The sequence below is a fragment of the Lentzea alba genome (genome assembly GCF_047445655.1).
GTDB classification, from domain to species: Bacteria; Actinomycetota; Actinomycetes; order Mycobacteriales; family Pseudonocardiaceae; genus Lentzea; species Lentzea alba_A.
The window spans coordinates 132,484-154,180 of the sequence record NZ_JAJAEG010000009.1 but is presented as its reverse complement, the minus strand read 5'-3'; the positions used below and the strand labels follow the sequence as shown (position 1 = coordinate 154,180).

At 68.7% G+C, this 21,697-nt stretch carries 10 protein-coding genes; 6 read left to right on the top strand and 4 right to left on the bottom strand.

All coding sequences use genetic code 11. The features are described from left to right. The first annotated feature begins 58 nt into the window (after window positions 1–58). Both LFM09_RS16745 and LFM09_RS16740 read left to right on the top strand, forming a co-directional pair. Window positions 59–4,321 (top strand): glycoside hydrolase family 2 TIM barrel-domain containing protein, encoded by a 4,263-nt coding sequence (locus LFM09_RS16745; RefSeq protein ID WP_414097369.1) that lies wholly within the window; start codon window positions 59–61, stop codon window positions 4,319–4,321. Between the two features lie 62 nt (window positions 4,322–4,383). Then, window positions 4,384–5,343 (top strand): slipin family protein, encoded by a 960-nt coding sequence (locus LFM09_RS16740; protein WP_414097368.1) that lies wholly within the window; start codon window positions 4,384–4,386, stop codon window positions 5,341–5,343. Between the two features lie 118 nt (window positions 5,344–5,461). On the opposite strand, the gene LFM09_RS16735 is transcribed toward LFM09_RS16740, so the two are convergent. After that, window positions 5,462–6,316: a hypothetical protein gene (locus LFM09_RS16735; protein ID WP_414097367.1), complete on the bottom strand. Its 855-nt coding sequence runs from the start codon at window positions 6,314–6,316 to the stop codon at window positions 5,462–5,464. Window positions 6,317–6,487: 171 nt separating this feature from the next. Between LFM09_RS16735 and LFM09_RS16730 the strand changes: the two genes are divergently transcribed. From LFM09_RS16730 to ctaD, 3 genes are read left to right on the top strand one after another with little or no spacing between them, the layout of a single operon-like run. Next, the gene (locus tag LFM09_RS16730; protein ID WP_414097366.1) at window positions 6,488–10,405 is read left to right on the top strand and encodes a caspase family protein; all 3,918 of its coding nucleotides are present in this window, start codon (window positions 6,488–6,490) and stop codon (window positions 10,403–10,405) included. After that, window positions 10,406–11,731, top strand: a complete 1,326-nt coding sequence (locus LFM09_RS16725) for an esterase/lipase family protein (protein ID WP_414097365.1) — start codon at window positions 10,406–10,408, stop codon at window positions 11,729–11,731. A 37-nt stretch (window positions 11,732–11,768) separates the two neighbouring features. Beyond that, a complete protein-coding gene (gene ctaD, locus LFM09_RS16720) occupies window positions 11,769–13,532 on the top strand; it encodes a cytochrome c oxidase subunit I (protein ID WP_414097364.1) in 1,764 nt (587 codons plus the stop codon). A 52-nt stretch (window positions 13,533–13,584) separates the two neighbouring features. On the opposite strand, the gene LFM09_RS16715 is transcribed toward ctaD, so the two are convergent. Then, entirely contained in the window at window positions 13,585–14,178 is a 594-nt protein-coding gene (locus LFM09_RS16715; protein WP_414097363.1) for a TetR/AcrR family transcriptional regulator, read from the bottom strand. 49 nt (window positions 14,179–14,227) lie between these two features. On the opposite strand from LFM09_RS16715, the gene LFM09_RS16710 reads away from it, so the two are divergent. Continuing rightward, window positions 14,228–15,643, top strand: a complete 1,416-nt coding sequence (locus LFM09_RS16710; protein ID WP_414097362.1) for a flavin-containing monooxygenase — start codon at window positions 14,228–14,230, stop codon at window positions 15,641–15,643. On the opposite strand, the gene LFM09_RS16705 is transcribed toward LFM09_RS16710, so the two are convergent. Both LFM09_RS16705 and LFM09_RS16700 read right to left on the bottom strand, forming a co-directional pair. Continuing rightward, on the bottom strand, window positions 15,567–17,327 hold the full coding sequence (locus tag LFM09_RS16705) for a beta-ketoacyl synthase N-terminal-like domain-containing protein (protein WP_414097361.1): 1,761 nt from the start codon (window positions 17,325–17,327) through the stop codon (window positions 15,567–15,569). The genes LFM09_RS16710 and LFM09_RS16705 overlap by 77 nt on opposite strands. Then, window positions 17,320–21,636 carry an amino acid adenylation domain-containing protein gene (locus LFM09_RS16700; protein ID WP_414097360.1) on the bottom strand — a complete coding sequence of 1,439 codons (4,317 nt, stop codon included), beginning with the start codon at window positions 21,634–21,636 and terminating at the stop codon, window positions 17,320–17,322. The genes LFM09_RS16705 and LFM09_RS16700 overlap by 8 nt, the downstream gene beginning before the upstream one ends. Window positions 21,637–21,697 lie beyond the last annotated feature (61 nt).

The window sequence follows — 21,697 nt, the reverse complement described above, 5'->3', positions numbered from 1 at the left end:
ACAGAAAGATCGGACATTCGTTGACGACGTTGTCAGGGCCTCCCTAGCGTCCAAGGGCATGCTTCGTGCCGTTGTTGCCACGTTGATAGCCCTGTCCCTGTCCCCCGCAACCGCCGCAGCACAAGAGCTCGATCCCCTGGCGTACCTGGAGAACCCCCGGATGACGGGCGAGAACCAGGAGCCGCCGCACCCCGATCTGAAGCCCGAACGACGCCTGAGCCTCAACGGCGAGTGGCGCATCCGGATGTTCGACAAGCCCGAGGACGTCACCCCGGAGATCAAGGACTGGCGCACGGTCCAGGTCCCGCACACCTGGCAGACCGACTTCCTCGACCACCCGATGTTCCGCAACATCCCCACCGAGATGTACCCGGACGACCCACCGCGCATCCCGCGCGACGTCAACCCCACCGGCGTCTACGAGAAGACGTTCGACGTGCCGGCGGACTGGGACCGCACGCTCCTCCGGTTCGAGGGCGTGACCAGCGGATTCTTCGTGTGGATCAACGGCACGTACGTAGGCTACGACCAGGGCGGCTACACGCCCGCCGAGTTCGACGTCACCAGCAAGCTCAAGGCCGGCCGCAACACCCTGAAGGTCCAGGTCCACCGCTGGGGCTCCGGCTCCCACCTGGAGGACTACGACCAGTGGCGGTTCTCCGGCATCTTCCGCGAGGTCTGGCTCTACTCGACGCCCAGGACGTACCTCGCAGACGTCACGATCAAGACCGATCTGGACGCGCAGTACCGCGACGCCACGCTCACCGCCGACATCAAGATCGGCGGCCCGCAGGAGGGCCACACCGTCCGGACCAGGCTGTTCGACCCGCAGGGCCGTGAGGTTGCCGTTCAAGACGGCAAGGTCGCGAACCCGCTGAAGTGGACGGACGAGACACCGAACGTCTACGAGCTGCGCGTCGAGCTCCTGGACAACGGCCACGTGATCCAGACCGGCAGGCAGCCCGTCGGGTTCCGCGAGATCGAGATCGCCGACAAGCAGCTGAAGATCAACGGCAAGCGCGTGCTGTTCCGCGGCACCAACCGAGCGGAGACCTCGGCCCACGGCAGCCGCTACGTCACCCGCGCTGACCAGGAAAAAGACGTCCAGCTGATGAAGCGGTTCAACATCAACTCGGTCCGCACGTCGCACTACCCGAGCGACCCGTACTTCTACGAGCTGGCCGACCGCAACGGCCTGATGATCGCTGACGAGGTCGACATCGAGACCCACCACCACGACGGCTGCCCGAACAACTGCCTCGCCGAACGGCCGGAGTGGCAGGACGCGTTCCAGGACCGGTTCGTCGCGATGATGCAGCGCGACAAGAACCACCCCAGCGTGATCATGTGGGACACCGGCAACGAGGCCGGCCTGGGCAAGGCCCACTACACGATGGCCGACTACGCCAGGAAGAACGACACCCGCCCGCTCTACCACCAGCCGAACGTCCCGGACGGCGACGCGCCCTTCGCCGACGTCGCCGGCCCGCGCTACCCCTCCCCCGCGAGCCTCGAAGCCAAGGCCAAGACGACCACCAAGCCGATCATCATGGGCGAGTACGCGCACGCGATGGGCAACAGTCTCGGCAACTTCAAGGAGTTCTGGGACGTCGTGCGCGCCTATCCGCAGGTGCAGGGCGGCTTCATCTGGGACTGGGCCGAGCAGAACATCGCGCTGCCGTTGTACACCACCCCCGATGACGCCAACGGCATTCTCTCCTGGCTGTCCGGCAAGCCGTCGCACGTGGACGGACCGCACGGCAAAGCCCTGGAGCTGAGCGGACTCGACGACTTCGTGGAGGTCTACCGCGACCGCAAACTCGACGAGGTGAGCACCGGCCTGACCTTGGACGCCCAGGTCAAACCCGCCGCGTGGACCGGCGACTTCACCGTCATCTCCAAGGGCAACCGCCAGTACGCGCTGAAGATGGCCGACCAGAACACCCTCGAGTTCCACATCTACAGCGGCACCTGGCGCACGGTCCAGGTACAGGTGCCGGCCGACTGGTACGGCAACTGGCACCGCGTCACCGGCACGTTCGACGGCACCCGGCTGCGGCTGCTGATCGACGGTCGCGAGGTGGGATCGACCGCCCACACCGGCACGATCGACTGGTCGCACTGGCCGGTCAACCTCGGCCGCAACGCCGAGACCATGCAGGAGAACGTCGAGCACCGCATGGCGCACGGCACGATCGACCAGGTCCGGATCTACCACCGCGCTCTGACCGACGCCGAGCTCGGCGCCGACCCGAAGCAGACCGCCGTCCTGGCACTCGACTTCGAGAAGCTGGAGGACAAGGGCCGCAAGGAGTCCTACGGCGCGGGCACCGGCGGCGTCGACGGCGTGGTGTGGGCGGACCGCAGGCCACAGCCGGAGGCCACCGAGCTGATGGCCGTCCACTCCCCCATCCGGTTCTCCTACAACGACAACAGGCTCACCACCGTCAGCGAACGCCAGTTCACCGGCACCGACGACCTGGAACTGCGCTGGCAGGTCCAGGACAACGGCCGCACGATCGCCCAGCACCGCGGCAAGCTCCAGCCGGGCACGATCACGTTGCCGGACTTTCGCGCGGACACCGAACGCTGGCTGACCGTCCGCGCCATCGACCGGCAGGGCAACGACGTCGGCATCTCCCAATTCCCGGTGGGCGGCACGCAGATCGCCGGCCTGCACGTCCCTGGACCACCCGGCAAGCTCACGACCACCCAGAACGACAACGAGATCGTGGTGTCCGGCAAGGACTTCCGCTACGTCGTCAGCAAGTCCTCCGGCACGCTGACGTCGATGCGCGTGCGCGGCACGGAGTTGCTGAAGACGGGCCCGGAGCTGGACGCCTGGCGCGCGCCGCTGTCCAACGAGTTCATGAGCGAGGACGGCTCCTGGTACCGCAACGGCCTGGACCGGCTCAGGACCACGCCGTCGAGCGTCACCGTTGTTCAGAACGGCGCCGACACGGTCATCACCGCGCGGTCGACCGCTCAGGCCGTCGCCAACTCGTCGTTCGGCCAGACCTTCACCTACCGGATCACCGGTGACGGCGAGATCCACGTGGGCCACCGGGTCGCCGCACGCGACCGGATGCGCGACCTGACCTACCTGCCCGGCATCGGCTTCACGCTGAAGGTGCCGGACGACTTCGGCAGGTTCACCTGGTACGGCCGCGGCCCCGGCGAGAACTACGACGACCGCAAGGCCGGCAACCCGGTCGGCGTGTACCAGTCCACTGTGGACCGCGAGTTCAACGACTACTACAAGCCGCAGGACTTCGGCAACCACGCCGACACGCGCTGGGCGACGCTGTCCAACGGCCGCGCGGGCCTGCTCGTCGCGGGCGACCTGGACGTCCGGGTGTCCCGCTACGACGACCTGGACCGGGCGCCGTACCCGTTCGCGCTCAAGAAGAACGACGGCTGGACCACCCTGCACGCCTCTCATCGCGTGACGGGCGTCAGCGAGACCTTCCACGAGCCGCTGCCGCAGTACCAGGTGGAGGCGGGCAACGAGTACGCCTACTCCGTGCTGCTGCGCCCGCTCACGCCCGCCGAAGCCGCGACGGGCAAGCTCGGCAACCGGGTGGACTGCGCTCCCGAGGTCGAGCTTCGGGCCACCGACACCGCGCTGGAGCCGGGTGAGCAGGTGGAGGCCGAACTGGTGGTTGTGCGGCCGTGTCCGGGCACCATCACGGCGAGGCTCACCGCTCCGGAGAACTGGTCCGTGTCTCCCTCCGCGGTCGACCTCACCGGCGGCTCCGCTCGGTTGACGATCAAGCGTGAGGGCGGTGAAACCGGCACCCGGCCGGTGTTCGTCGAGGTCACCGCAGGAAAGGCGACGACCTCGCTGACCAAGGACTTCACCGCCACCCCGCCCGCGCCGACCGGAGAGGCGGCGGTCTCCGCGCTGCCGTTCCTCAACGAGCGCAACGGCTGGGGCCCGATCGAACGCGACCGCAGCAACGGCGAGAACGCCGGCGGTGACGGCAACCCTCTCCGCATCCGCGGCGTCGAGTTCTCCAGGGGCGTTGGCGCGCACGCCGAGTCGGAGTTCCAGGTCTACACCGGCGGCAAGTGCTCGGCGTTGACCGCCACGATCGGTGTCGACGACGAGACGAACGGCAACGGCAGCGTCCGGTTCGAGGTCCTCCGGGACGGTCAGCGCGTCTACGAAAGCCCAACGCTGACAGGCCGGAGCGCAGCGCTGCCGATCACCGTGGACACGTCCGGAGCAACGCTGCTGACGTTCCGGATCACAGACGGTGGCGACGGCAACGCCTGGGACCACGCTGACTGGGCGAACCCCGTGCTGAGCTGCCGATAATTGTCAGACCCGAGGCGTACCGTTGGGGATCAAGGGCATTCGCCGGTGAAGGGCGGGGTCTCATGATCTTCTTCGAAATCCTCGGCGGGCTGGTCGCGATCGGAGGCCTGGGCCTCGCGATGAGCGCCAGGGTGATCAAGCAGTTCGAACAGGGACTGGTGTTCCGGTTCGGCAAGCTCCAGCAGGGCGTGCGCGGGCCAGGGCTGACGATGCTGATCCCGGGGGTGGACCAACTCCGGAAGGTCAACCTCCAGATCGTCACCCTGCCCGTGCCGGCCCAGGACGGCATCACGCGCGACAACGTGACGGTGCGCGTCGACGCCGTCGTGTACTTCAAGGTGCAGGACGCGGCAAAGGCCGTCATCAACGTCGAGGACTACCGCTTCGCGATGCTGCAGGTGGCCCAGACGTCGCTGCGGTCGATCATCGGCAAGAGCGAGCTGGACGACCTGCTGTCCAACCGCGAGCACCTCAACCAGGGCCTGGAACTGATGATCGACACCCCCGCGCTGGCGTGGGGCATCGACATAGACCGCGTCGAGATCAAGGACGTGGCGCTGCCGGAGAGCATGAAGCGCTCGATGTCCCGGCAGGCGGAGGCCGAACGCGAACGCCGCGCGCGCATCATCACGGCAGACGGCGAGCTGCAGGCGTCCAAGAAGCTGTCGGAGGCCGCGGGAACCATGGAGGCCACGCCCGGCGCGCTCCAGCTGCGGCTGCTGCAGACCATCGTGGAGGTGGCCGCGGAGAAGAACTCGACGCTGGTGCTGCCGTTCCCGGTGGAGCTGCTCCGGTTCCTGGAGAAGAACACGAACCTGGAGCTGACCAAGTCGCAGGAGGGTGAGTCGGCGGGTTCGTCCAAGGCTGTGCGCCAGGACTCGACTCAGGCGTTGCCCCAGGACTCACGCCAGGCCTTACCCGACGACTCGGCCCAGGTCCCGCCCCAGGCTCTACCCAGGGATGCGGCCGAGGAGGCAGTGCCGAACGGTACGGCCCAGACCTCGCCCCAGGATCGGCCTTAGGACTCGCTCCAGAGGACTCGCTCCAGGCTCTCCCCAAGGGACTCGGCCCAAGGAATCGGCCTGGGCTCGCCCCAGGCATTGCGCCAAGCCACGCCCAGGCCTCGGGCTCAGGGCCCACTCAGGCCTGGTCCCACGCCACGCGCCGGGCCTCGGGATCAGAGCCCACCCAGGCCCGGTCCCACGCCACGCGCCGGGCCTCGGGATCAGAGCCCACCCAGGCCCGGTCCCACGCCACGCGCCGGGCCTCGGGATCAGAGCCCACCCAGGCCCGGTCCCACGCCACGCGCCGGGCCTCGGGATCAGAGCCCACCCAGGCCCGGTCCCACGCCACGCGCCGGGCCTCGGGATCAGAGCCCACCCAGGCCCGGTCCCACGCCACGCGCCGGGCCTCGGGATCAGAGCCCACCCAGGCCCGGTCCCACGCCACGCGCCGGGCCTCGGGATCAGAGCCCACCCAGGCCCGGTCCCACGCCACGCGCCGGGCCTCGGGATCAGAGCCCACCCAGGCCCGGTCCCACGCCACGCGCCGGGCCTCGGGATCAGAGCCCACCCAGGCCCGGTCCCACGCCACGCGCCGGGCCTCGGGATCAGAGCCCACCCAGGCCCGGTCCCACGCCACGCGCCGGGCCTCGGGATCAGAGCCCACCCAGGCCCGGTCCCACGCCACGCGCCGGGCCTCGGGATCAGAGCCCACCCAGGCCCGGTCCCACGCCACGCGCCGGGCCTCGGGATCAGAGCCCACCCAGGCCCGGTCCCACGCCACGCGCCGGGCCTCGGGATCAGAGCCCACCCAGGCCCGGTCCCACGCCACGCGCCGGGCCTCGGGATCAGAGCCCACCCAGGCCCGGTCCCACGCCACGCGCCGGGCCTCGGGATCAGAGCCCACCCAGGCCCGGTCCCACGCCACGCGCCGGGCCTCGGGATCAGAGCCCACCCAGGCCCGGTCCCACGCCACGTGCCAGGCCCCCGGCACAGGACCCACCCAGGCCCGGTCCCAAACCACCCACCGGAGCCCGGCTCAAGGGGCGCGCGCCGGCTTGACCCCGGCACGCGCGCGAGGATCCGCCCGGAGGTTCGGCCATGTGAGTTAACCCGCGTAACGCCTCACTCCCCGGAACGACGTCCGGACAGGGGGTAGTGGCTTATGCAGGAAAGGGTCAGGGGCAGGTTCGTCGGCATCGGTGTCGGCTCGTACGAGCTGGTGCAGCCGCTGCAGCACGCCGTGAGCGACGTGCGGGAGTTGCGCGCGCTGCTCAAGGGGTACGAGGGCGAGCCGCTGGCCGACCCGACCGAGGCCGAGATCCGCGACCACATGAAGGCGCTCCGACGCCAGCCGCAGGACGGCGGTGCGCTGGTGGCGTTGTGGAGCGGGCACGCCATTCCCGTCGCGGGCAACCTGAGGCTGCTGGCCAGGGACAACGACGGCGTGATCGACGGCATCATGCTGCACGAGTTCGCGCTGTGGTGTGCCGCGTCGGGCGCGCATCAGGTGCTGATCATCATCGACGCCTGCTACTCCGGTGCCCAGCTCGACGAGGCCGTTCGCACGGTCGCCGCTGTCCAGGAGGAGTTGCTGGCCGGGCAGGTGCACTGGGCGGGCGTGCTCGTGTCGTGCAGCAGCGTCGAGACGGCACGTGACGGACTGTTCGGCGGCAAGCTGCGCAAGCTGCTGCGTACTGGGCCCACGGCCGATGAGGACGCACGCAGGTGGAGTGACCGCACGGCGCTCATAGACGGCGGCGCGATCGGGACGGCGCTGCTGAACGCGTGGGACAGCGACGTTCAGCGGCCGCGCTTCATGCAGTACGGCTCCGCACAGCCGATGCTGCCGAACCCCCTCTACGCCGCGAACACGGTCGTGAAGCACCTGCTGCTGGCGGCGCGCGGCGGCGACTCGGCGGACAACCGGTCGTGGTTCACCGGGCGCACCACCCAGGTCGACAAGGTCGTGAGCTGGGTGAAGTCCGGGGTCGCTGGCCTGCGGGTGGTCACGGGCTCGCCGGGCACCGGCAAGTCCGCGGTCGTCGGCCGGGTCGTGAGCCTGTCCAACGACGCCGAGCGCGACCTGCTGCTGACCACCGGGCCGCCGTTCCGGCACGCCGATCCCGGACCCGGCGCGGTGAACGCCGCCGTGCACGCCCGCGCGATGGACGCCGACCGCGTCGCCGACCTGCTCAGCCGCCAGCTCGTCGGGGCGGGCCTCATTCCGGAACCGGACGGGCCGCGCAGGGGTGCCGCCGAGCTGGTCGGTGTGGTCAGCACGCTCGCCAAGCCGCCGGTGCTGGTGGTCGACGGCCTCGACGAGGCGCGCGGCGAGTCGTTCTCGATCGCCACCTCGCTGCTGACCAAGCTCGCCGCTTACGCGGTCGTGATCGTCTCGACCCGGCAGGCACATCGGGTGGCCGGTGGCGCGCCGCTGCTGACCGAGCTGTCGCCGGTGGAGGTGCTGAACCTCGACGAGGCGGACAGCGAACAGGACGTCCGCGAGTACGTGCTGGCCAGGCTCGGCAGCGCCGCTCCGCAGTCCACTGTGGACGAACTGGCGGAGCTGCCGTTCCTGACCGCGTGGATGATCACCGACCAGGTTCTCGCAGACGCGAAGATCAGCGCCGACCTCAAGCTCTCCCTGGACGCGGCGTTCGACCGCGAGCTCGCGAAGGTCCCCGCCGCCAGGGCACTGCTGACCGCGTTGACGTGGAGCTACGGCGCGGGCTTCCCCGAGGCCGAGTGGATCGCGGTCGCGGAGGCGTTGTCCGGCGAGAAGTTCGGCCGTGACGACATCACGGCCGTGCTCACCGAACTCGGCCGGCACGTCGTGCAGGACGGCGAGGAAGGCACGGCCGTCTTCAAGCTGACGCACCAGACGTTCGCCGACCACCTCCGAGCACCTTTCGCACCGAGCCGCGACGCGGTGTTCGCGCCAGGCGCGGAGAAGGTCGCGTGCGCGCTGATCCGGTTGTACCGGCAGCGGATCGAGGGCGGAGTGCCGCCGAACGTGCCGGGCTACCTGTGGAAGTACGCGTGGCGGCACTGCGGACACGCGGGCACGAAGGCGTTGGACGGCCTGCGCGAGCTCGCCACGATGAACCGGATGTTGTTGCCGGACATCGCTCTCGCGGCCACCACGGCGGCGAACGAGCTGATCCACTGGAATCACGGCGACGAGGCCATCGCGCCGCTCGAAGAGGCCTCCGAACACTTCCGTGCGCTGGTGCCGACGACCCGGATGTACTTGGCGGACCTGGCTTTCGTGCTGAACAAGCTGGGCAAGCGATTCCGCGAGGCCGGACGGTTGCAACAGGCCGTCGCGCCCGCTGAGGAAGCCGCGGTCCGGTACCGCGAACTGGTCGCGTCGACGCCGACGACCGCCGAAACCCTCACCCACAAACGACTCGCGCAACGCATCGCGAAGACCACGACGCACGGCGGTGACAACCCAACCTACGCAGCGCACCTGAGTGGCGCGTTGGTGGACCTGAGCGAGGTCTACGCGATGCTGGGCCGCAGGCACGAGGCACTGTCCACGGCGAGAGACGCCGTAGCAGCCGTGGGCACCGATGCCCCGCTCGCGCGCGCCATGACCTGTCTGGCCGCCCGCTGCAGCGAGACCGGCCGCCGCTACGAGGCCATGCAGCGCTCCAAGCAGGCCGTCGAGCTGTACTTCTCGCTCGCCCAGACCAACCCGGTGTTCCTCGCGGACCTGGTCACCGCGCTGGTCGAGCTGAGCCGCGACTACATGGCGCTGGGCAGGCTGTCCGACGCCGACCGCGCCACCCAGCAGGCCGCGGACATCAGCGGCACGCTCGGCCGGCACGCCGCGTTCCGGCCGCAGCTCGCCGACGCCGCGCTGAGCCTGAGCGTCGCGTTCAGCATGATCAACCGCAGGGACGAGGCGCTCAACGCCGCGCGCCAGGCCGCGGACCTCGCGGACGGCCTGCGCATCCACGCCCAGGCGCTGCACAACCTGATGCGCCGCCAACGGGACGCGGACAAGCCCAGGGAAGCGCTGGCGACCGGGCTGCGGGCCGTCGAGGTGTGCCTGCTGCCGGAGAACAACGACCGGCTGTCGACGCTGGCCGCCGCCCTGTTCACGCTCGACACGATCTGCGCAGGCCTCAAGCAGCCCGAGATCGTCGACGAGACCTGGGAACGCGTGACGACCCGGTTCAACGGCCCCCACCTCGCGACGCTGCTGATGCTGCGGGCAGCGGCGACGAAGGCCGGCGACCCGGCGGCGGCGAAGTGGCTGTGCCAGGCGCTGACCCACGTCGGCCAGTCCCGCCAGGCGATCCACGACGTGCACGACATCGCCCGCCGCCACTACGACTCGGGCCCGTGGCCGTGGGACACCACCCCGGACTGGCTGGCCGTGGACCGCACGCTCCTGAAGACCGCCCGCAGGTGGGTGTTCGCGCGTTCGTACGTCGAGGAGCGGGCCATCCTGCTCGACCACCCAGAGCTGCTCTCGACGGACGCGGACGTGGCGGTCACCGAGGCGCTGTACGGCACGAGCCTGATCGAGGCTCGGGTCATCCAGTCGCGCCGCACGACCGCGCAGCAGCAGGGCGTCCAGCACGCCTACCGCCCGTGGCTGCTGGCCAGCCTCGCGGACGAGTTCGTCGACGCCACCGCGGCACGACGCCGCGAACTGCTGGCGGCGCGGCGCGAAGAGTTGCTGGACAAGGAAGTCCTGAAGAACGTCCGCGACAACCGGCCCGTGCACGCGTTGCTGTTGCTGGCCGATGAGGACGCGGACGTGCTCGACCTCGTGCTGGACGCGCAGGAGAACCCGGCGAGCACCACGGAGATCCTGCGCGGCCTGGCCGCGGGCGCCTCACCGCAGGCGCTCACCCAGGCGGTGACGGCGCTGGAGCCGCACCCGCTGGCCGCGCTCTACAAGGTCGTCGCACGGGTCAGGGCCGGTGACGGGCGGCTCGCGCTGCCGCCGACCGGCCAGCGCCTGGCGTGGATCCACGAGCTGACCTACCTGGTGCCCGCGAACCCGAAGCTGCTCACCCTCATCCGCGCACTCGCAGAGGAATCCCAGAGAGCGGAGACCTAGATGAACCACCTGGTCGTCGTCGTGCCCGGCATTCTCGGCAGCACGCTCAAGGACTCCGACGGCATGGTCTGGGAGGTGTCCGGCAAGGCCGCGTTGAGAGCCGTGCTGTCGCTGGGCCGCAGCCTGCAGCGGCTCAAGCTCCCGGCCGGCATCGGCGACGAACACCCGCAGGACGGCATCGAGCCCGTGGCGCTGATGAGCGACCTGCACGTCATCCCGGGCATCTGGACGCCGCTCAAGGGCTACGACCGGGTGACGAAGAGGATGAACTCGCTCGGCTACACCGTCGAGAAGGGCAACCTGCTGCTCTTCGCCTACGACTGGCGCCTCTCGAACCGATACAACGGCGCACGGCTCGCCCGTGAGGTCGACGAGAAGCTGGACAGGCTCGGCCCGGACGCCGAGGTCAGCTTCGTGTGCCACTCGATGGGCGGGCTGGTCGCGCGGTGGTGCATCGAGCAGTGCGGGATGGCCGAGCGCACGTCGAAGCTGATCACGATGGGCACGCCCTACCGCGGCGCCGCGTCGGCGTTGGAACAGCTGGTCAACGGCGTCCGCAAGGGCCTCGGACCGCTCGCGATCGACCTCACCGAGTTCGCCCGCTCGTTGCCCTCGCTGCACCAGCTGCTGCCCGAGTACGCCTGCATCGAGGGCCCATCAGGCCTGGTCAAGACCACCGAGACCACGCTGCCCGAGCTGGACACCAAGATGGTCGAGGACGCGGCGGCGTTCCACGGGGCGCTGACCGACTCGTTCGCCGACCAGACCTACGCGATCCTCGGCGGCAAGCAGCCGACCGCCACGACCGCACGCATCGCCGACGGCAAGGTGACCTGCTACCGCACGTACGAGGGTGAGGAGCTGTACGGCGACGCGACCGTGCCGATGGTCGGGGCCGCGCGCAAGGGGCTGGCCCTGTCGTCGAACACGCTGCACCGCGTGACCGAGCAGCACACGTCGCTGCAGGACAACGCGGCGGTGCTGGACGCGGTGGAGTCGTTCCTGACCGCGAAGAAGATCATCCCGCGCAACGTGACGTCGACGGAACCGCAGGTCGTCGTGCCCGACCTGGTGCTCGCAGGGGAGGACCTGGAGGTCACCGTCGAGCTGAAGGACACGACCCCGCGGGCGTTGAAGGTGGCACTGCTCGACGAAAACGGCAGACAGGTCGAATCGCGCAGCCCGGCGATCTCCGAGACCATGACGATCAAATTCGACGGATTGGCCCCCGGCGCGTACTACGTGCAGGTCAGCGGCATCGCGACGGGTGCTTCGGTGGTGCCGGTGACGTCGGCGGCGCTCGTCATGGATTGCCCCGTGGTCTGACCGGGAGGACGATAATCCTCTGTCGCGAGGAGGCGAGATGACCACGATCAAGCCGACGCCGGTCGTCCCACATCCGGGTGCAGCGCGCGCCCGGCCGAAGGGGTCGTACTTCCTCTCGCTGTTCAAGACCACAGATCCCAAACAGATCGGGATCATGTACCTGACCACGTCGTTCGCGTTCTTCATGATCGGCGGCGTGATGGCGCTGCTGATGCGCGGCGAACTGGCGCGGCCGGGCCTGCAGTACCTGTCGAACGAGCAGTTCAACCAGCTGTTCACCATGCACGGCACGATTATGCTGCTGCTGTACGCGACGCCGATCCTGTTCGGCTTCGCGAACTTCATCCTCCCGCTGCAGATCGGCTCGCCGGACGTCGCGTTCCCGCGCCTGAACGCCTTCTCGTACTGGCTGTACCTCTTCGGCGGCATCACCGTGCTCGCCGGCTTCGTGACGCCGGGCGGCGCGGCCGACTTCGGCTGGTTCGCCTACACGCCGCTGTCCAACGCGGTGCACTCGCCGGGCGTCGGCGCCGACCTGTGGATCATGGGTCTGGCGGTCTCCGGTCTGGGCACGATCCTCGGCGCGGTCAACATGACCACGACGGTCGTGACGCTGCGGGCGCCGGGCATGACGATGTTCCGGATGCCGATCTTCACCTGGAACATCCTGGTGACGTCCGTGCTGATCCTGCTGGCGTTCCCGATCCTCACCGCGGCGTTGATGGGTCTCGCGGCCGACCGGCACCTCGGCGCTCACGTGTTCGACCCGGCCAACGGCGGCGTGATCCTGTGGCAGCACCTCTTCTGGTTCTTCGGCCATCCCGAGGTGTACATCGTCGCCTTGCCGTTCTTCGGAATCGTGACCGAGATCTTCCCGGTGTTCAGCCGCAAACCGCTGTTCGGTTACAAGGGACTCGTGTTCGCGACGCTGGCGATCGCGATGCTGTCCGTGGCCGTGTGGGCGCACCACATGTACGCCACGGGTGCCGTGCTGCTGCCGTTCTTCTCCCTGATGACGTTCCTCATCGCCGTGCCGACCGGTATCAAGTTCTTCAACTGGATCGGCACGATGTGGAAGGGCCAGCTGACGTTCGAGACCCCGATGCTCTTCAGCGTCGGGTTCCTGGTGACGTTCCTCTTCGGCGGCCTCACGGGCATCCTGCTCGCCGCGCCCGCCGTCGACTTCCACGTGTCCGACACGTACTTCGTGGTCGCGCACTTCCACTACGTGCTGTTCGGCACGATCGTGTTCGCCACCTACGCCGGCATCTACTTCTGGTTCCCGAAGATGACCGGCCGGATGCTCAACGAACCGCTGGGCAAGCTGCACTTCTGGACGACGTTCATCGGCTTCCACGGCACGTTCCTGGTGCAGCACTGGCTGGGCAACGAGGGCATGCCGCGCCGCTACGCCGACTACCTCGCCTCCGACGGCTTCACGACGCTGAACATGATCTCCACGATCAGCTCGTTCCTGCTCGGCGCCTCCGTGCTCCCGTTCGTGTGGAACGTCTTCAGGTCCTACCGCTACGGCGACCCGGCACCGCAGGACGACCCGTGGGGCTACGGCAACTCGCTGGAGTGGGCCACGACCTCTCCTCCGCCGCGGCACAACTTCAAGGAGCTGCCGCGCATCCGGTCGGAGCGGCCGGCGTTCGAGCTGCACTACCCGCACATGGTCGAGCGGATGCGCGATGAGGCGCACTTCTCGTTGGTGCATCCCGGGAAGCACCGGGTCGGCAAGGACGGGGCGACGGAGAAGGCGCTCGCGTCAACGGATCGCGAGGAACCGACCGAATAGCTTCACCGCAACGAACAGCTGCACCGCAACGAACAGCTGCACCGTGTGGTGATCAGGGCCGGACGCCCAGCAGCACCCGCATGGTGTCGGTGAGGACGCTGATCGAGGGCTCACCGTCCACGAACCGCTGCACGCCCAGCCCCACGCCGAGGCTCAGCAGGGCGCGCGCCACGTCCTCGCTCGGCAGCACCGGCGTGAACCCGAGTTCGCCGGACTGGTGGTCGATGAGGCCCTTGAGCGCCTCCACGACGGAGTTCGCCCGGCGGGCCAGTTCCCGGCGCAGGTCCGGGTCCTTGCGCGCCTGGAGGGCGAACTCGACCTCGAACTGGGTGCGCGGGGCGTCTCCGATCATGTTCTCGGCATAGGCCGCGAACGCTTCGATGCGTTCCTCGATCGTCGTCCCGGTCGCGAAGACCTCGACGATCCGGGTGATGCGCTCGGCGTAGAGGGCGTCCAGGACCACCAGGCAGAGCTCGTCCTTGCTGCCGAAGTTCGAGTACACCGCGCCCTTGGAGAAGCCCGCCGCCTCAGCGACCTTCTCCAGTGACGTGGCGTGGTAGCCGTCGCGCAGGAACAGCTTCTGCGCGGTCTCGGACAGCAACGTCCTGGTGCGGGCTTGGCTCTCCGCACGGGTCAACCTGGCCATCCGGTCAGCATACGTTGACATCCCGATGGGATCGAAATACCGTCGGTATGTGGATGTACTCGTGATCGGGGCGGGACCAGCGGGCATCGGTGCGGCCATCCGGCTGCGCGAACTCGGATTCGACGCGCACGTCATCGAGAAGGCGCCGGAACTCGGCGGGACCTGGCGCGACAACGTCTATCCGGGGTGCGCGTGCGACATCCCCTCGGCGCTGTACTCGTACTCGTTCGCGCCCCGGCGGTGGAGTGCGGCGTTCTCCGGGCAGCCGGAGATCCTGACGTACCTGCGGGAGACGGCGGCCGCGCACGGCGTCGTGCCGCAGTACGACACCGAGATGCTGGACGCGACCTGGGACGGCTCGCGGTGGCAGGTCACGACCACGTCCGGAGTGCTGTCCGCGCGGGCGATCGTGTCTGCGACCGGGCCGTGGCACGAGCCGAAGATTCCGTTGGACGCCTCGGTTTTCGAGGGCGAGATCTTCCACTCCGCGCGGTGGCGGGACTTCTCCGGACGACGGGTCGCAGTGGTCGGCACGGGTGCTTCGGCGGTGCAGTTCGTGCCGGAGATCCAGCCCGGCGTCGATCAGCTGTACCTGTTCCAGCGCACGGCCGCGTGGGTGTTGCCGAAGCCGTCGGTGAAGCTGCCGCGGTCGGTCGTGTTCGGGTTGCTGGAGCTGTTCAGCTTCGGGTTCCGGCATCCGGCGGTGATGAAGGTCGTGCAACGGCTCGGGTTGCTGCACCTGCGAACCATCAAGGATCCGGCACTGCGAGCGGCGTTGACACCCGACTTCGTGTTGGGGTGCAAGCGGTTGCTGATGTCGAACACCTACTACCCCGCGTTGGCACAGCCGAACGTCGAGGTCGTGCCGCACGCGGTTCAGGGCTTCACGGCGGACGGGATCATCGGCGCGGACGGGGTGGAGCTGAAGGTCGACACGATCATCTTCGGTACCGGTTTCCACTTCAGCGACCCGCCGATCGCGTCGAAGGTCCACGTCGAGGGCAAGTCGCTGGCGGACGTGTGGCGCGGGAGCCCGCAGGCCTACCTGGGGACTTCCGTCCACGGGTTCCCGAACCTGTTCCTGTTGCTGGGCCCCAATCTCGGCACCGGGCACTCGTCCGCGTTCACGATCATCGAGACGCAGCTGCGGTACATCGCCTCGGCTTTGACCGCGTTGCGGGACCGCGACTGGCCCGTGGCGGACGTGCGGCCGACGGTGCAGGCGGCGTACAACTCGTCGGTGCAGGTGGCGTTGCAGCGCACCGTCTACAACGCCGGCGGCTGCACCTCCTACTACCTCGACGAGAACGGGCGGAACTCGACGATGTGGCCGTGGTCGACGGTCCGGATGATGCGCCGCATCCGCGCGTTCGACCCCGACGACTACTTCATCGAAGCGGCTCAAGCCAGTGACGTTGACGCTGGAACGGATAGCCCGGCAGCGGAACCCTCCGCCCGGGCCTGAAGTCCGGCAGCGGCACGCCGCGGGCCCAGAGCGTGCCCAACGCGATAAGCACGCCGCGTTCGCCACAGTCCTGCGAGATGTCGACCGTGACCGCGTTGCCGGGCAGTTCGGGAACGGCCGGGCACAGGTCCTCCGCCAGAGCGAGCCAGTGCCGGCTGTCGGTGACGTCCAGTTCGGTCAGCAGCGCGCCCGTCGCGCCGGACAGCAGCGGGATCTGAGGAGCCCGCGGTACCGCGTTCGCGATCTGCTTCGCATAGCGCTCAGGGCACCGGCGCCGAGTCACCAAGGAGATGGCTTCCTCGTCGGTCAGCACACCGGCGACAGCGGCGGCCGCGTACTCACCGAGGCCGAGACCGAGCACCAGAGCCGGGGTGATGCCGGTGGTGAGCAGGCCGCGGGCAGTCGCGATGTCACGTGCGGTGTCCGGACCGCTGAAACGCAACACGACGGCGGCGTTGTCGACCACCTCGAACGGCCCGGTGAACGCGACGGACGCACCGTCCTGAACGACTGCGAAGGCACGGGTGCGGAAGTCGCGACGACCATGGCGGAGCGTGTGCGCGACGTCGAAAAAAGGGGGCGGTGGGTCTTTTGGGTCCGGCCAGAAAGTGCTCATTTGATGAACACTTTCGGCGAGTGCCCTCTCCGTCCGAGCGGAGACCTGCAGGAGATGCCAGCCCGTTCTGGGCGTCTCCGGACGCGACGGCGCCTGACCGAGCACGACGTGCGCGTGCACCCCACCAGAACCTGATGCAGCGACGCCGGCATGTCGGGCGCCAAAGAGCTCACCCGGAACGCGGCCGTGCTCGACGACGAGAGCGGCACCGATGAGCCCGACAACCCCGGCAGCCTGGACGAGGTGCCCGATGAGCGGTTTGACCGAACCGAGGTGGACATCCCCGTAGACGTCCCGCAGGGTGGCCACTTCGAGTTCATCGTCGAGCGCGTGAGGTTCGAGGTAGCCGACGTCAACGGGATCGACGCCAGCGATCGCGAGTGCCGTCACGGCGGCGGTGCGCGCACCCGCGGTGCCGATGCCGTTCGGCGTCCGGCGGCGCCGCCCGTCGTTCGCCACAGCACTTCCCCTGATCACGGCGTGAACGTGGTCGCTATCGCGGACGGCCTCATCAAGTCGTTTCAGCACAACGACTCCGGCACCGTTTCCCTCGGCACCGGGCACGATCGACGCGCCACCAGCCAGCGCGAGATCGCACTGGTGGCTGAGCAGGTCCTGGCACGCGAGATGCACGGCGACGAGCGACGACGCGCAGGCGGCCTGGACGTTCATGACCGGGCCCTGCAGGTCCAGCTCGTACGCGACGCGGGCCGCGAACCCGTCGGGAATGTTGCCCAGCAACGCCTCCGTCGACGACAGCCGCGGATACACGTGGTCGAGCAGATACCGGCTGAGGTTCGCGGAGCCGTAAAGACCCGTGACGACCTCCTGATCGACGTAACCCGCGCGTTCCACGGCGTGATAAGCGCATTCGAGGAACAAGCGGTGCTGCGGGTCGAGAAAAGTCGCTTCTGCCGCACAGTCGAAGAAGTCGGCGTCGAAGTCCTCGATCCCGTCGAGCACCCGGTGCCGCAAGCCGGTGAGGATCAACTGCCAGAACGACTCCGGAGTGTCCGCGCCGGGAACACGCAGAGCCATCCCGATGATCGCGATGTCGGAACTATCCACGGGAACCCCTTCGAACTCTGGCGGCCCGCATCCGGGCGGCGCGGTCGGTGGCGGCGGTGTCGGGGCCGCGTTCGAGGTGGGCGGCGAGCGTCGCGGGCGTGCGGCAGGTGTAGAGGTCGGCGATCGGTACGTGGCGGTGAAGCCTGTCCGCCAACAGGTTCTGCAGCCTGATGAGCAACAACGAGTCGCCACCGAGCGCGAAGAAGTCGTCGTGCACGCCGATGCGGTCGCGCCCGAGCACCTCCGCGTAGACCGCGCAGACGTGGTGCTGCACCGGCGTCGTCGGGGCGTCGAGCCCGGCGAGGTCGAGCCGGCGGCGGCGGATCAGTGCGCGGCGGTCGAGCTTCCCGTTGGGGGTCAACGGGAGTTGGTCGATCGTTTCGATCAACGGGACCATGTACCGCGGGAGGGTCGCCTGCAGGTGCGCTCTCAGCGCCGCTGGACGGATCTCGTTGTGCGGCACGACGAACGCGACGAGGCTGGTGCCGGTGGAGACGACCGCGCTGGTGCGGACGTCGTCGTGCCGGTTGAGGGCCTGCTCGATCTCGGCGGGTTCGACGCGGTGGCCGCGCAGCTTGATCTGGTCGTCGGCGCGGCCCAGGTGTTCCAGGACGCCGTCGTGCCGCCAGCTGGCGAGATCGCCGGTCCGGTAGGTGGTGAAGCGTTCGCCGTGCAGGTAGCCCTTGGCGACGCCGGCTCCGCTGATGTGCAGTTCGCCGGTGACGCCAGGCGGAACCGGTCTACCCAGGGCGTCCAGGACGTGGATCTTCGTGTTCTCGATCGGACGGCCGATCGGCGCGTCCGGGCCGGTGATCGGGTCGCTGATGGTGGCACAGACCGTGGACTCGGTGGGGCCGTAGGCGTTGACGAACCTCCTGCCTCTCGACCAGCGGGCGGCGAGGTCCGGCGAGCAGGACTCCCCCGCTGCCGTGATCGTGGTCTGCGGCGGGATGGCGTTGCCCGGCAGCGCCGCGAGGACCGAGGGCGGCAGCGTGATGTGGGTGATCTCCTGCTGGTGGAGGAGATCACTGAGCGGATCGCCCGGCCTGAGGTCGTCGGCGTCGGCGACGACGAGGGTGGCGCCGGTCAGCAGCGCGCTGGTCATCTCCCAGAACGCGGCGTCGAAGCTCGGCGACGACCACTGCAGGATGCGCGAGTTCGGGGTGATGTGCAGGGCACGACGTTGGGCGGCAACGAGACTGGCGATGCCGCGGTGGGTCACCTCCACGCCCTTCGGCCGGCCGGTGGAGCCGGACGTGTAGATCACGTACGCGGTGTCGTTCAAGTGCGGAAGCGGGATTTCCTTGCTGCTGGCGCAGGAGTCCGGCAGGGAGTCCAGGGTCAGCTTGGGTTCGGCGTCGTGGAGCATCTGGGCGATCCGGTTGCTCGGGTAGTCGGGGTCGATCGGGACGTACGCGGCGCCGGCCCGGCTGACGGCGAGCATCGCGATGATCAGCTCGGGTGAGCGGTGCATCCGCAGGGCCACGCGGTCGCCGTTCATGATGCCCCGGTCGTGCAGGCGCTGCGCGAGTTGCTCGACCTGGTCGTGCAGGTCGGCGTAGGTGATGTTGTTGCCGCGGTAGGAGATCGCGGCCGCTTGCGGTGTTCTCGTTGCCTGGGCGGCGAACAGTTCCGGGAGGGTTTCGCAAGCGACCTCGGTCTCGGTGGCGTTCCACGTTTCGAGGAGCAGGTGCTCCTCGGGATCCAGGGCGTCGATCTCGCCGATCTTCGTGTTAGCGCTGAGCGCTTCGACGATGCGGTTGAGGCGGCGCAGGATCGTGCGGATGTCGTCGTGGCGGAAGAGGTCCGGGCGGTAGTTGAGCTTCACGGTGAGGTCGCGCTTCACCGCCAGGGACAACGGGTAGTGCGGCGCGTCGAGGCTCTCGACGCGGGTCACGTCATCCACAGTGGACTCCGGCCAGGCCTCCAGAGTGGTGACGGTGTCGAAGAGCTGGCCGAGACCTGCTTCGCGCTGGATCTCGGCGAGACCCACGTGGTGGTGCGCGATGAGGCCGTGCTGTTCGTCCTGGACGCGGCGCAGGAGTTCACCCGCGGTTTCGTCGGCCCTGAGGGTGATCCGGACCGGGACGGTGTTGATCAGGGCGCCGACGATGTTCTCGACGCCTTCCACCTCAGCGGACCGACCGGCCACCGTGGCACCGAAGACGACGTCCTTCTTGCCGGTCATCGTGGCCAGCAGGAGAGCCCACGCGGTTTGGACGACTGTGTTGAGGGTGACTCCGGCGATCCGTTCGGTTGCCGGCAGAGATCCTTCGAGGCAGGCGTGAGGGCGGGTTCCTGGACCCGTGGCGATCAGGGTGGGTTCGTCCAGGCCGTGGAGGTACTTCTGCCAGGCGTCGGTCTTGGGTTGGGCGCGCAGCCACGCCAGGTGGTGGTGGAACGGGAGCGGTGGCGGGAGTTCTTCGTTGTGGTACAGGCCGAAGAGGTCGCGCAGCAGCACCGGGACCGACCAGCCGTCGAACAGCAGGTGGTGGTAGGTCAGCACCAGGACGTTGCCCTGCAGGAGGGTGAAGCGCAGCAACGGCGGGGTGGCGACGTCGAAGCGGATCTCGCTGTCCAGCGCCAGGAACGCGTCCGGGTCGTCGTCGGCCTCCTGCCAGGGGACGACCACGTGCTGGTCGATGAACTGGACCGGGCCGGGGCGGAAGCCGGCGCGCAGAGCGGGGTTGCGGGTGACGACCATGCGGGCGGCCCAGTGCAGCCTGGCGGCGTCGATCTTGTGCTTGAGGTGGAAGACGAGCTGGACGAGGTAGCTTCTCGGCTCGATCAACGCGTGGAAGTAGAGGCCTTCCTGGAGCGGGGTCAGCGGCAGTTCGTCACCGAAGTCGTCGGTGTGGCTTGACATCTGCGCCGTGGTGGCGTTTGCGGCGAGCGTGCGGATGTCGTTGTCGAGCACGTCGCGGACGGTGAGCTGGAGGCCCTTCGCGCGGGCTCGGCTGACCAGCTGGATGGCGGTGATGCTGTCGCCGTGGGTGATGAACCTGGTGTCTGGAGCCACCTCTCGGCCGAGGATGTCTTTCGTGAGATCGCAGAGGATCTGTTCGGTGGGGGTTTTCAGCGCCGCGCGGTCGATCTTGTCGGCGTGGTTGCGCGGGAGATCGTTGAGGTGCACGAACTCTGACGGGATGAGGTGGTCCGGCAGGGTTTTGGCGAGTTGCTCGCGGAGGTTGCGGTTGTCGCTGACCACGTAAGCGATCAGCCGGCCGTTGTTCGCGATCACCGTGCAGTCGTCGGTGTGGTCTCGCAGGGCGGCTTCGACTTCTTCGAGCTCGACGCGGTGGCCGCGGATCTTGACCTGGCGGTCGACGCGACCGTGGAACTCCAGCGTGCCGTCTTGGCGCTGGGTGACGCGGTCGCCGGTGCGGTACCAGCCGTTCTGGAACTTGTCGGTCGTGCGGTTGTGGTAGCCGAGCGCGAGCTGCCGGCCTCTGATCAGCAGCTCGCCGTCTTCGATTCTCGTTTCCACGCCCGGAAAGGGCAGGCCGATCGGGAGCGGACCGCTGGTGTCGGTGACCTTGTGGCGGCTGACGAAGACGGTGTTCTCGGTGGGGCCGTAGGCGTTGTAGACCTCGACGCCGGGGCAGGCGTCGAGAACCCGTTGCGCGGCCTCGGGTCTGACGACGTCGCCACCGGACCAGACCTCCTTGAGGCCGTTGAGCGCCTGCGGGCGTTCCTGGGCGACGAGGTGGAACAGCGCGGCGGTGAGGAAGGCGGCGGTGATGCCGTTGCGTTGGATCTCGTGCTCGATCGTGGCGATGTCGACCTGGCCGGGGAACACGACCTGGCCGCCGTTGAGCAGCGGGACCCAGATCTCGTAGGTCGAGGCGTCGAACGCGGTGGAGGCGAGCGCGAGCACTTTCCTGTGGTGGTGCCAGAAGTCCTGCTTCGCCATCGCCGCGATGCCGGCGTGGCTGATCATGACGCCCTTCGGCTGCCCGGTGGAGCCGGAGGTGTACATGACGCAGGCAACTTCGCGCGTAGTTTTTGCGGCACAAGCATCGTTGCGCACGAAGTCTTTGCGCGCCTGCGGCCAGCCGCGGTCGATCGGCACATAAGCCGCGCCCGCCTTGAGCACACTCAGGATCTCGACGACGTACTCGATCGAGCGCGGGGTGTCGACGACGATGAGGTCGCCGGGCCGGACACCCCGCGCGATCATCCTGTGCGCCAAGGAGTTCGCTCGTTCGTCGAGCTCGCGGTAGGACACCCTCGTGGCCCCTTGGACCAGTACGATGGCGTCCGGATCAACGGCGGCGGAGGCGGCGAACAGCCGAGGCAGCGTATTCATCGCTCACTGCACGTGCCCCCGTCCGGCCCGGTTCGAGCCGAACGACCAGTGGTAGCGCAGT

What these genes read in the sequence shown, in the direction of transcription:
- LFM09_RS16745 (WP_414097369.1), top strand. Translation starts at nt 59, where the DNA reads ATGCTTCGTGCCGTTGTTGCCACGTTGATAGCCCTGTCCCTGTCCCCC.
- LFM09_RS16740 (WP_414097368.1), top strand. Translation starts at nt 4,384, where the DNA reads ATGATCTTCTTCGAAATCCTCGGCGGGCTGGTCGCGATCGGAGGCCTG.
- LFM09_RS16730 (WP_414097366.1), top strand. Translation starts at nt 6,488, where the DNA reads ATGCAGGAAAGGGTCAGGGGCAGGTTCGTCGGCATCGGTGTCGGCTCG.
- LFM09_RS16725 (WP_414097365.1), top strand. Translation starts at nt 10,406, where the DNA reads ATGAACCACCTGGTCGTCGTCGTGCCCGGCATTCTCGGCAGCACGCTC.
- ctaD (WP_414097364.1), top strand. Translation starts at nt 11,769, where the DNA reads ATGACCACGATCAAGCCGACGCCGGTCGTCCCACATCCGGGTGCAGCG.
- LFM09_RS16715 (WP_414097363.1), bottom strand. Translation starts at nt 14,178, where the DNA reads ATGGCCAGGTTGACCCGTGCGGAGAGCCAAGCCCGCACCAGGACGTTG.
- LFM09_RS16700 (WP_414097360.1), bottom strand. Translation starts at nt 21,636, where the DNA reads ATGAATACGCTGCCTCGGCTGTTCGCCGCCTCCGCCGCCGTTGATCCG.